The organism is Rhizobium sp. 01N447_2, from assembly GCF_056399245.1.
Genome location: NZ_JBFTQY010000005.1, coordinates 73,097 through 84,774, shown reverse-complemented (window position 1 = coordinate 84,774; position 11,678 = coordinate 73,097). Strand labels below are relative to the sequence as shown.

Below are 11,678 nucleotides of genomic sequence, written 5' to 3'. Positions count from 1 at the left end.
GTAGTGATTCGGGAAGGAAAGACCAGAAAAGATGTTCTGCTTTCATTCCTGAGCCGGCGCTATTCCAGGCGGTATGTTGCGGGCGGCAAGGCCGCCGCCGAGCCCGGCTGCGGTCGCCATGCGGGCGAGCGGGCTAAAAATTTCCGATCGGAGTGTGTCGGAACCGGTGCCGGTGGGGCGTCTTTGGGTCATCGGACAGCAGTCCGGATCAACACCCGTCAACAAGGAGGCCGTTTCATGCCGAAGGTCGTTTCAAATCTCTGGTTCGCCGAGGAAGCGCGCGAAGCCGTCGAATTCTACGTGTCTGTTATCCCGGACTCCAGGATCGGCCGCACTACTATATTGCCGGCGGAAACGCCGAGCGGGCCTCCCGGCAGCGTCGAGCTGATCGAGTTCACGCTCGCCGACCAGGCCTTCCTGGCGATGAAGGCCGGCCCGCTCGATAGCTTCAACCATTCCTTCTCGATCGCGATTCTCGTGGAAAGCCAGGCCGAGATCAATCGGATATGGGAGGCCTTCCTCGCCAATGGCGGCACGCCGGAGGCCTGCGGCTGGCTGAAGGACCGCTGGGGCCTTTCCTGGCAGATCGTGCCGCGCATGCTGTCCGAGATGATCGCCGACAGCAACCGCGAGCGGGCCAGGCGCGTGACCGAGGTGATGCTCGGCATGGTCAAGATCGATGTCGCTGCATTGGAGAAGGCGTTCAACGGTTGATTCGCGCCGGTGGCATATAATTACGATGCCGGGCGCATGGCCGCGTCGCGCTCGTCGCCATMATGTCGGTAACGGACCGACACGACGCGCTGCCCAGCATCGGCTTTTGCCCTTATTGGCCGCCGATTGTCGATTTTTCCAAGGCTCGAATCACGGGCGACATTGCACACCCTTTTCATCTTTCTGTCACGTCGCGAAATGTGCTGATACCGCAACGGCCCTTTTCTCAACTACAATAAGAGACAGTTTCGTAGAGTAAAAAATAACCGGTGCATGCACGTTTTTGTGCATTGCCAGAAACAGCCGGTGAGCGTGGAATATACCTGTGAAACTATTGATTCTTAGGAATGTCGTGGCCATCTCCTTTGGTATGACGACCTAGAGCCTGTGGCATTAACCTTGAATGGAGGGCCCATGCTGAGTGAATCCGTATTTGATGCGTTCACCCGCAGCTATGATGCGCGTCGCGAAACCGATATGTCGATCACGGAATATCTCGACCTTTGCAAAAAGGAACCGCTTGCCTATGCCAATGCGACCGAGCGCCTGCTCGCCGCGATAGGCGAGCCGCAGATGGTCGACACCGCCAGGGACACCCGCCTCGGCCGGATCTTCATGAACCGGACCATCCGGATCTATCCGGCCTTTGCTGGCTTCCACGGCATGGAAGAGACAATCGAACGCATCGTTTCCTTCTTCCGGCACGCGGCGCAGGGGCTCGAGGAGCGCAAGCAGATCCTCTATCTGCTTGGCCCGGTCGGCGGCGGCAAGTCATCGCTGGCGGAGYGGCTGAAGCTGCTGATGGAGGTTCATCCGATCTACGTGCTGAAGGCGGGTGACGAGATAAGCCCCGTTTTCGAAAGTCCGCTCAACCTGTTCGACCCGGACACGATGGGATCGCTCCTCCAGGAGCAATACGGTATTCCCTTGCGACGCCTGAACGGACTGATGAGCCCGTGGTGCCTGAAACGGCTCGACGATTTTGGAGGCGATATTTCCCGCTTCCGCGTCGTCAGAGTACAGCCTTCGCGGTTGCGCCAGATCGCCATCGCCAAGACCGAGCCTGGAGACGAGAACAATCAAGATATCTCGTCCTTGGTCGGCAAGGTCGATATCCGCAAGCTGGAGACCTATTCCCAGAACGATCCCGATGCCTACAGCTATTCGGGCGGGCTCAACCGCGCCAATCAGGGCGTGCTCGAATTCGTCGAGATGTTCAAGGCGCCGATCAAGATGCTGYATCCGCTGCTGACGGCGACGCAGGAGGGGAACTATATCGGCTCCGAGAATATCGGCGCCATACCCTTCTCCGGTATCGTCCTAGCGCATTCGAACGAAGCGGAATGGCAAACCTTCAAGGCCAACAAGAACAACGAGGCCTTCATCGACCGTATTTGCGTGATCAAGGTGCCCTATTGCCTGCGCGTCACGGAAGAGCAGAAGATCTACGAAAAGCTGATCKAGGGATCGGAATTGGCCGATGCGCCATGCGCTCCCGCGACGCTCGAAATGCTGGCCCGCTTCTCCGTGCTTTCGCGTCTGCGCAAACATGAGAATTCGACATACTTCTCGAAGATGCGCACCTATGACGGCGAGAGCCTGAAGGAGACGGATCCGCGCGCTCGCAGTGTCCAGGAATATCGGGATGCCGCTGGCATCGACGAGGGCATGGACGGCATATCGACCCGCTTCGCCTTCAAGGTGCTCGCCTCCACCTTCAATCACGACACCACGGATATCGGCGCCGATCCGGTTCATCTGATGTATGTGCTGGAGCAGTCGATCCGTCGCGAGCAGTTTTCCGACGATGTCGAGAAGCGCTACATGGAGTTCATCAAGGCCGATCTTGCGCCACGTTACGCAGAGTTCATTGGCAATGAGATTCAGAAGGCCTATCTTGAGTCCTATGCGGATTACGGACAGAATTTGTTCGACCGCTACGTGGATTATGCCGATGCCTGGATCGAAGACGTGGACTTCAAGGATCCCGATACCGGCCAGCTTCTCGATCGCGAGCTCCTCAACCAGGAACTGACGAAAATCGAAAAGCCGGCGGGAATTGCCAATCCGAAGGATTTCCGCAACGAAATCGTCAAGTTCTGCTTGAGATCGCGGGCAGCCAACGGCGGAAAGAATCCGTCATGGACGAGCTACGAGAAAATCCGGGAAGTCATCGAGAAGCGAATGTTCTCGCAGGTCGAGGATCTTTTGCCGGTCATTTCCTTCGGTTCGAAGAAGGATTCGGAAACAGAAAAGAAACACAGCGAGTTTGTCTCGCGCATGGCTGCGCGGGRCTACACGGAGAGGCAGGTTCGGCGCCTCGTCGAATGGTACATGCGCGTCAAACAGGCAAGTTAATGTGGAGCCAATATGCACATTGTCGACCGTCGGCTAAATCCGCGCGGTAAAAGTCTGGAAAATCGGCAACGGTTTCTTCGGCGCATGAAAGGCGCCGTGCAGCAGGCGGTAAAACGTTCTCTGCAAAACCGGAACATTCGCGATGTGCTCGACGGCGGGGAAATCAGCCTGCCGATCGATGGAATGGCCGAGCCGAACTTGAGAAGGGGCGACGGCGGCATTCGCGACCATATCCTGCCTGGAAACAGGGCCTTCGTCGAAGGCGACATTCTTCCGCGCCCGCCGGGGAGCAGGGGCGGTAAACCCAAGGATGCGGGCGAAGGCGACGGCGAGGACGGCTTCCGTTTTGTGCTGACGCGCGAGGAATTCCTCGATGTGTTCCTGGACGATCTGGAGCTGCCCGACCTTGCCAAGCGGCGTCTGGCCGAAACCGAGGAGGAAACTCCCTTCCGTGCCGGCTATTCCGTGTCGGGATCGCCGTCCAACATCGCCGTCGGTCGCACGACCAGGCTCGCGATGATGCGCCGTGTCGCGCTTCACCGTCCGCGCCGCGAAGAAATCGAAGCCCTGCAGCGGCAGATCGAGGAATGCGAAGACGACGAGAGCCGGCTGGCGCTTGAGGCAAAACTCAAATCCCTGACGGAAAAAAGCCGGCGCATTCCCTATATCGATCCGCTCGACGTGCGGTATCGCCGCTTCGAAAACGAGCCGAAGCCTGTGGCGAAGGCCGTGATGTTCTGCCTGATGGACGTCTCCGGCTCGATGTCGGAACACATGAAGGATCTGGCCAAGCGGTTTTACCTGCTGCTCTACCTTTTCCTGTCGAAGCGCTACAAGAAAGTGGAGATCGTCTTCATCCGCCATACCGACAAGGCCGAGGAAGTCGACGAGGAAACTTTCTTCTATGGTCCGGCAACCGGCGGCACGCTGGTCTCTAGTGCGCTAGCGGCAATGCGGGCGATCATCGCGGCACGTTTCGATCCGGCGGAATGGAATATCTATGGCGCCCAGGCCTCGGATGGCGACAACGCCCATTCGGACGGGAACCTGAGCGGACAGCTGCTGCGCGAGATTTTGCCGCTGTGCCAGTATTTCGCCTATATCGAGGTCGGCGAAGAAGGCGGTGACTCCTCTGTATCCCGCTCACCGCTTTGGATGCTCTATGACGGGCTCCGTCCCGAGCTGCTGCCGCTTTCGATGCGCAAGGTCTGCCGGCGAAACGAAATATTCCCTGTTTTCCACGATCTCTTCCAGAAACGTGACGCACAGTCGAAGGTGACGCCATGACCATGACGATGAGGCCAAGAGAGCGGCTGTTGTTCGAGGGGGCCGACTGGGATTTCGCAACCCTCCAGCGCATCCACGATGCCTGCGAGGAGATCGCGCTCGGCGAACTCGGCCTCGACGTCTACCCGAACCAGATCGAAGTCATCACCTCGGAGCAGATGCTGGATGCCTATTCCTCGACCGGCATGCCGCTCTTCTACCGCCATTGGTCCTTCGGTAAACACTTCGCGCATCATGAAACCTTCTACCGCCGCGGGATGCGCGACCTTGCCTATGAGATCGTCATCAACAGCTCGCCCTGCATCTCCTACCTGATGGAGGAGAACACAGCGACGATGCAGACGCTCGTCACCGCGCATGCGGCCTTCGGCCACAACCATTTCTTCAAGAACAACTATCTCTTCAAGCTCTGGACCGATGCGGAGGGCATCCTCGATTACCTCGATTTCGCCAAGGGCTATATCACCCGCTGTGAGGAACGTTACGGCGAGACGGCTGTCGAGCGCACGCTGGATGCAGCCCATGCGCTGATGTCGCACGGGGTGCATCGATACGCGGGCAAGACCACGATCGATCTTCGCCAGGAGGAAAAGCGGCAGCAGGAGCGCCGCGCCCACGAGGAGCAGATGTTCAACGATCTGTGGCGCACGGTTCCCGTCGGTAAGGCCCGAAAGGCGGGTGACATCGGCCTGGAAAAGCGCCGCGCCGCCCTCGGTCTTCCGCAGGACAACATCCTTTATTTTCTTGAAAAGTCGGCACCGCGGCTGCAGCCGTGGCAGCGCGAGATCCTTCGCATCGTCCGCCACGTCGCACAATATTTCCATCCCCAGCGGCAGACCAAGGTGATGAACGAGGGAACCGCCACCTTTGTCCACTACCAGATCATGACCCGCCTTCACGAGCGGGGGCAGATCAGCGACGGAAACTTCCTCGAATTCCTGAAGTCGCACGCCAACGTCGTGTTTCAGCCAAGCTATGACGACCGGCGGTTCTCGGGCTTCAACCCCTATGCGCTCGGTTTTGCGATGATGCAGGATATTGAGAGGATCGTCACGAAGCCGACGGAAGAGGACCGCGCATGGTTCCCCGATATCGCTGGACGAGGCGATGCGATGGCCGTCTTGCGCGACATCTGGGCCAATTACCGGGACGAGAGCTTCATCAGCCAGTTCCTGAGCCCCAACCTGATCCGGCAGTTGCGGCTGTTCCATCTCTACGACGATCCGGAGCAGACCGAGGGAGTGCTGGTTTCGGCGATCCACAATGAGCGCGGATACCTGCGCATCCGCCGCCAGCTCTCCCGCGAATATGATATCGGCTGGACCGATCCGGCAATCGATATCGTCGATGTCGATCTCGCCGGCGACCGCCGGCTGTTGCTGCAGCACATCGTTATGAATGGCTGCTATCTTCAGGAAAATGACACGAAGCTCGTCCTGCAGCATCTCGCCGATCTCTGGGGCTATGACGTATTGCTTCAGGAAATCGATAGTTCCAGCACGGTGGCGAGAGAACACGCGGCGAGCCCGCGCAAGATCGTTCAATAATCACCGGTTATGCTGACGGGCGATAATGAACAATTATCGGTGGCAACAAACACAAAGCCTTAGTAGTTTACCACCGTTGCAATCGCCCACTTGATCTCGACCAGTTTCAGCCTTTGCAGCGATCTTTCCGGGGGTCGATAGCGCGGAGACGAGAGACGATGAGTGAAACGCGGCGCAAGCTGACGACGATCTTCTGTGCTGACGTGCAGGACTATACGCGGCTGATGGGGACTGACGAGGAGGGGACGCTTGCGAGCCTGAAGCGCTGCCGGGAGGCGATGGGGCGGCTGATCGAAAGCCATGGCGGCCGCGTCATCAATACCTGGGGCGATGGGCTGATCGCCGATTTCCCGAGCGTGGTCGAAGCGGTGCGTGCGGCCGTCGACACCCAGAATGAACTCGCGGGCTTCAACGCCCGCCGCCCGGCCGACGGGCGCATGCTCTTCCGTATCGGCATCAATCTCGGCGATGTGATCGTCGAAGGCGACGACATCTACGGCGACGGCGTCAATATTGCGGCGCGGCTGCAGGCGTCGGCTGCAGCCGGCGGCATCGTCATATCAAGTTCCGTTTACGACCAGGTCCGCAACAAGGTGGCGGTCGGCTTCGAGTTTCTCGGACCGTTGATGGTGAAGAACGTCGATGAAGGCGTGCCGAGCTACGCGGTGAAGATCGGCGACGCCAAGGACGAGACGCCGCCTGCTCAACGATCCGGCTCCGCGCGTCCGCAGCCGCAGCCGGCGGCGGTTATTGCGGCTGATATGGCCGAGGCAAGCCCGGCACCGCGTGGACGCAGGCTGTACGGCGTGCTCGCCGTCATCGCCGCTGTCCTGATCGGCATCAATCTGCTGTCATGGCAGGGCGTTTTCTGGGCGCGCTTTCCCGTGCTTGCGCTGGCCGTCGTCGCGGCGCTCGCCTGGAACCGCGACCAGACACTGTTCAACCGCAAGATCACCTCGCTGGCGATCGTGGCGCTCGGCATTGCCGGCATCAACCTCTTCACCTGGACGGGGCAGTTCTGGGCGGTGTGGCCGATGCTGGGGATCGCGGCCGTCATGGGCGTGCGGTGGTCGATGCGCCGGTAGACATCCAACCCGCATCGTCGGAGATTTGTACGATATCTCGCCCGATAATCGGCGGTGTCAAAGACATGGGCGAGTGTCCGTTCAAGCAAAAGTGAGCGGCCGGGTTATTTCCATTCTTTGCTGATATTACAAATCGGTAATGCCGGCTGCTTATGCTTGCCGGTAAGCTGTAAACGCGCGATATTGTCGCATCAGACGGGAATCTTCATCCCGCAGCGCCTCTTTCGACCGACCCTGGTCCAACCTCGAGTCCCTCTGGAGACGTGAATGGCCTTTTGGAAGCAGTTTATACTGTCGCTCATCGTCATTGTTGCCGGCTTTGCCGCGTGGGTTTTCTTTGTGCCCGGCGCCGGCGATACGATGCGCGACGCAGGTATTCCAGACAGCATCGTTTCCAAGATCGCGCCGAAGGCTGAGGAGACGGCGGATGCCGACGCTCCCGCCCGGGCGCAAGGGCAGCAGCGTGGCGAGGGACAAGGTCAGGGGCAGGGACAGAACCGCCGCAATGGCGGCGGGCGCAACAGTGCCATTCTCGTCGCGACGCAGGCTGTCGTCCAGGGCGTCGTCAACGACCGGCTGAACGCCATCGGCACGGGCGACGCGATCCGCTCGGTGGCGGTCACGCCGCAGGCATCGGGCACGATCCGCGAAATCCTCATCAAGTCGGGCGACAGGGTGAACGCCGGGCAGGTGCTCGCCAAGCTCGACAGCGAGGAGCAGGTGATCGCCCGCGGCCAGGCTGATGTGGCGGTCAAGGCCGCCGTCGAAAAATCCAATCTCTATCACAACATCAAGTCGAGCGTGTCGCGCATGGACGTCTTCGATTCCGAGATCGCCGAGCAGGGCGCACGGCTGCAACTGCAGGCCGCCGAGCTCAATCTCGCACGGCGTAATATCACAGCGCCGATCGACGGCATCGTCGGCATCGTACCGGTCAATATCGGCGACAACGTCACGACGAGTATCCCGATCGTCACGCTCGACGACCGTTCGGAAATCCTCGTCGATTACTGGGTGCCGGAGCGCTTCGCCAATACGGTGTCGGTCGGCCAGCCGGTCGAGGCTATGTCGGTGGCACGGCCGGGACAGGTCTTTTCGGGCGTGGTCGAAGCCGTCGACAACCGCATCGACGTGGCAAGCCGCACGCTTCGCCTGCGCGCCAAGATCGACAATAGTTCGGATGAACTGCGCGCCGGCATGTCCTTCAACGTCAGCATGAAATTTGCCGGCGACAAATATCCGGCGGTCGATCCGGTCTCCGTGCAGTGGGACTCGCAGGGCTCCTTCGTCTGGCAGGTCAACGACGACAAGTCACGCAAGGTGCGGGTTAGCATCGTGCAGCGCAACCCGGATTTCGTGCTCGTCAAAGCCGACCTCAAGGACGGCGACGTGATCGTCACACAGGGACTGCAGCGCGTGCGTGAGGGTGGGGCGGTGCGTGTGAGCGCCGATGTCGCCGCGAATGCGGAGGTCATCACCCGATGAGCGTGACCGAGATTCATCAGGACAGGGCGTCGGGCAAGCAGAGCTTCACCGCACTTTTCGTTCGCCGGCCGATCCTGGCGCTGGTGTTCAACACGCTGATGGTTGTCGCCGGCCTTGCCGCCTATGTCGGCGTCGAGGTGCGCGAACTGCCGGATGTCGACCGTCCCGTCGTCACCGTGCGCACCACCTTCGATGGCGCATCGCCGCAGACGATCGACCAGGAACTGACCAAGGTGATCGAGGGGGCGGTCGCGCGCGTCAGCGGCCTGAAATCGATTTCGTCTACTTCTTCCTTCGGTCAGAGCCGGGTGACGCTGGAATTCTCGGATGCGATCGATCTCTCGGTCGCCGCCAACGACGTGCGCGACGCGATCGGCCGTATTACCCAGAACCTGCCCGACGAAGCGGATGCGCCGCAGATCGTCAAGGCGGATTCGGATTCCTCGGCGATCATGCGCCTTGCCGTCACCTCCACCAATCTCAACATGGACGACCTGACCCAGCTCGTCGAGAATGAGGTGATCGATCGCCTTGCCTCCGTCGACGGCGTTGCCGACGTCGAGGAATATGGCGACCAGGAGAAGGTCTTCCGCGTCGACGTCGACCAGGGCGCGCTTGCCAGCCGCGGACTGACCATCGGCGACCTGACGAAGGCGCTCGACAACGCCGCACTCGACGTGCCGGCCGGCTCGCTGAAGAGCAATACGCAGGATATCGTAGTGCGCGCCACCGCCAACCTGCAGACGCCGGCGGATTTTTCCAATGTCATCCTGCAGGATCGCGTTCGGCTCGGCGACGTCGCGACGGTGATGCTTGGGCCACGCGATGGCGAAACGGCGCTACGCTCCAACGGCAAGCCGGGCATCGGCCTCGGCATCATCCGCCAGGCGCAGTCGAATACGCTGAACATCTCGACCGGCATCAAGGCGGCCGTCGACCACCTGTCGAAGACGTTGCCCGAGGGCACGACGATCGCCATCACCAGCGACGATGCCGTCTTCATCCAGGGCGCGATCCACGAGGTGGTGCTGGCGCTGATACTCGCCGCCGTCATCGTCACCGCCGTCATCTATCTCTTCCTGCGCGATTGGCGGGCGACGCTGATCCCGGCGGTCAGCATGCCGGTGGCGCTGATCGGCACGCTGGCGGCAATCTATATGGTCGGCTTCTCGATCAACATCCTGACGCTGCTCGCGATCGTGCTGGCGACCGGCCTCGTCGTCGACGATGCGATCGTGGTGCTCGAAAATATCGTGCGCCGGCGCGCCGAAGGCATGGGGCCGCGCGCGGCTGCGGTGCTCGGTACGCGTGAGGTGTTCTTCGCCGTGATCGCCACGACGGCGACGTTGGCGGCGGTGTTCATTCCGCTCTCCTTCCTGCCGGGACAGGTCGGTGGTCTCTTCCGCGAATTCGGCTTCGTGCTCGCCTTCTCGGTCGGTCTGTCGTCGATCGTGGCGCTGACGCTGTGTCCGATGCTTGCCTCGCGCATGCTGACGAAGCCGATGCTCGAAGATCACGGCGCGCTCGGCCGCTTCGGCGGGGCGCTTGCCAATCTCTACAAATGGGCTCTGCACGGCTGTCTCAACGCGCCCTTCGTCGTCATCCTCTTCTCGGTGATCTTTGCCGGTGCGGMACTCGTTGCCTTCTCGACGGTCAAGAGCGAGCTGACGCCCGAAGAGGACCGCTCGATGGTGATGATGCGGCTGACGACGCCGCAGGGATCGAGCCTCGAATATACCCGCGACAAGATGCAGCTCGTCGAGGAATATCTGCAGCCGCTGGTCGACAGCGGTGACATCCGCAACGTCTTCTCGATCTCCGGGCAGGGCGGTTCGCTGAACAGCGGCTTCATGGTGCTGACGCTCGCCCCTTGGGGAGAACGTGATAGGACGCAGACGGAGATCGTCGGCGATATCAACCAGGCAGCCTCCAGGGTGCCGGCGCTGCGCGGCAATGCCATCTCCTCCAACAGCCTGCGCATCCGCGGTGCCGGCAGTGGTCTGCAGATGGCGCTGATCGGCAACGATCACGAGGCGCTGACGGCGGCGGCCGCCAAGCTGGTTCAGGCCCTAGAGGCCACTGGCCAGTATGATACGCCGCGCCTGACCAACGAGCCCAGCCAGGCGCAGGTATCGGTGGCGATCGATCGCGAGCGTGCATCCGATCTCGGCATCGACATAACCGGGCTCTCGACGGCGATCCAGTCACTGCTCGAAGGGCGCTCGGTGGTCGACGTCTTCGTCGACGGCGAATCCTATCCCGTGCTTCTGACCTCGACGACGCGGCCGATCGACGATCCGACCGACCTCGAGAACGTGTTCCTGAAGACAGGCGACGGCAAGATCGTGCCGATGTCGGTCATTGCCACGATGAAGGAAGGGTCGGTCGCGCCGCAGCTCAACCGCGAGCAACAGCTCGCCTCCGTCGCGATCACCGCCGGCCTCAGGAACGGCATGTCGCTCGGCGATGCCGTCAGCCAAGTGACGACGCTTGCCGAGCCGCTGCTGCCGCCAGGCTCTCGCTTGCTGCCGCTGGCGGAAGCGGCGACTCTCGAAGAGAATTCGAGCGGCATGGCGCTGACCTTCGGCTTCGCCATCGTCATCATCTTCCTGGTGCTGGCCGCGCAGTTCGAAAGCGTGCTGTCCTCGCTGATCATCATGTCGACGGTGCCGCTTGGTCTTGCCTGCGCCGTCTTCGCGCTTGTTATCACCGGCTCCAGCCTCAACATCTACAGCCAGATCGGCCTGGTGCTCCTGGTCGGCGTCATGGCGAAGAACGGCATCCTGATCGTCGARTTCGCCAAYCAGCTGCGCGACCGGGGCGAGGATGTCCGGTCCTCGATCGAGAAGGCCTGCGCGCTACGCCTTCGCCCTGTGATGATGACGATGATCGCCACCATCCTCGGCGGCGTGCCACTGGTCTTTGCCCATGGCGCGGGTGCCGAAGCGCGTATTGCACTCGGCTGGGTGATCGTCGGCGGTCTCGGTTTCGCGACGCTGGTCACGTTGTTCATCACGCCGGTCGCCTATCTGCTGCTTGCCCGCTTCGCCAAGCCGCACGCCCATGAGGAGGCGCGCCTGCACGAAGAGATGTCGGTCGCCACGCGGCCGCGCGCTGCGCCCGACGACGAGCAGCTACAGGCCGCCGAATAAGGCCTTCATCCGATTTCGAACGCTGCCGGACCTGCTGCATCGTGCCTTAA

At 61.1% G+C, this 11,678-nt stretch carries 8 protein-coding genes; 7 read left to right on the top strand and 1 reads right to left on the bottom strand.

What is annotated here, in order from left to right; translation table 11 throughout:
* Positions 1-42: 42 nt before the first annotated feature.
* Positions 43-192 carry a hypothetical protein gene (locus tag AC1ECN_RS04805; RefSeq protein ID WP_155249521.1) on the bottom strand — a complete coding sequence of 50 codons (150 nt, stop codon included), beginning with the start codon at positions 190-192 and terminating at the stop codon, positions 43-45.
* 45 nt (positions 193-237) lie between these two features.
* Between AC1ECN_RS04805 and AC1ECN_RS04800 the strand changes: the two genes are divergently transcribed.
* The 7 genes from AC1ECN_RS04800 (at position 238) to AC1ECN_RS04770 (ending at position 11,628) form a co-directional block, all read left to right on the top strand.
* Positions 238-714, top strand: a complete 477-nt coding sequence (locus AC1ECN_RS04800; protein WP_130661938.1) for a VOC family protein — start codon at positions 238-240, stop codon at positions 712-714.
* Positions 715-1,128: 414 nt separating this feature from the next.
* Positions 1,129-3,072 (top strand): PrkA family serine protein kinase, encoded by a 1,944-nt coding sequence (locus AC1ECN_RS04795; RefSeq protein WP_477952320.1) that lies wholly within the window; start codon positions 1,129-1,131, stop codon positions 3,070-3,072.
* Positions 3,073-3,084: 12 nt separating this feature from the next.
* Entirely contained in the window at positions 3,085-4,359 is a 1,275-nt protein-coding gene (locus AC1ECN_RS04790; protein ID WP_018074173.1) for a YeaH/YhbH family protein, read from the top strand.
* A complete protein-coding gene (locus AC1ECN_RS04785) occupies positions 4,356-5,906 on the top strand; it encodes a SpoVR family protein (RefSeq protein WP_018074174.1) in 1,551 nt (516 codons plus the stop codon). Before AC1ECN_RS04790 ends, AC1ECN_RS04785 begins: the two co-directional genes overlap by 4 nt.
* A gap of 158 nt (positions 5,907-6,064) precedes the next feature.
* A complete protein-coding gene (locus AC1ECN_RS04780) occupies positions 6,065-6,991 on the top strand; it encodes an adenylate/guanylate cyclase domain-containing protein (protein ID WP_018074175.1) in 927 nt (308 codons plus the stop codon).
* A gap of 267 nt (positions 6,992-7,258) precedes the next feature.
* Entirely contained in the window at positions 7,259-8,476 is a 1,218-nt protein-coding gene (locus AC1ECN_RS04775) for an efflux RND transporter periplasmic adaptor subunit (protein ID WP_075224097.1), read from the top strand.
* Positions 8,473-11,628 carry an efflux RND transporter permease subunit gene (locus AC1ECN_RS04770; protein WP_477952317.1) on the top strand — a complete coding sequence of 1,052 codons (3,156 nt, stop codon included), beginning with the start codon at positions 8,473-8,475 and terminating at the stop codon, positions 11,626-11,628. Before AC1ECN_RS04775 ends, AC1ECN_RS04770 begins: the two co-directional genes overlap by 4 nt.
* Positions 11,629-11,678: the final 50 nt, after the last annotated feature.

Bases quoted from the DNA above. Each gene is read 5' to 3' on its own strand.
- AC1ECN_RS04785 (WP_018074174.1), top strand. From the start codon at position 4,356: ATGACCATGACGATGAGGCCAAGAGAGCGGCTGTTGTTCGAGGGGGCC.
- AC1ECN_RS04805 (WP_155249521.1), bottom strand. From the start codon at position 192: ATGACCCAAAGACGCCCCACCGGCACCGGTTCCGACACACTCCGATCG.
- AC1ECN_RS04790 (WP_018074173.1), top strand. From the start codon at position 3,085: ATGCACATTGTCGACCGTCGGCTAAATCCGCGCGGTAAAAGTCTGGAA.
- AC1ECN_RS04780 (WP_018074175.1), top strand. From the start codon at position 6,065: ATGAGTGAAACGCGGCGCAAGCTGACGACGATCTTCTGTGCTGACGTG.
- AC1ECN_RS04800 (WP_130661938.1), top strand. From the start codon at position 238: ATGCCGAAGGTCGTTTCAAATCTCTGGTTCGCCGAGGAAGCGCGCGAA.
- AC1ECN_RS04775 (WP_075224097.1), top strand. From the start codon at position 7,259: ATGGCCTTTTGGAAGCAGTTTATACTGTCGCTCATCGTCATTGTTGCC.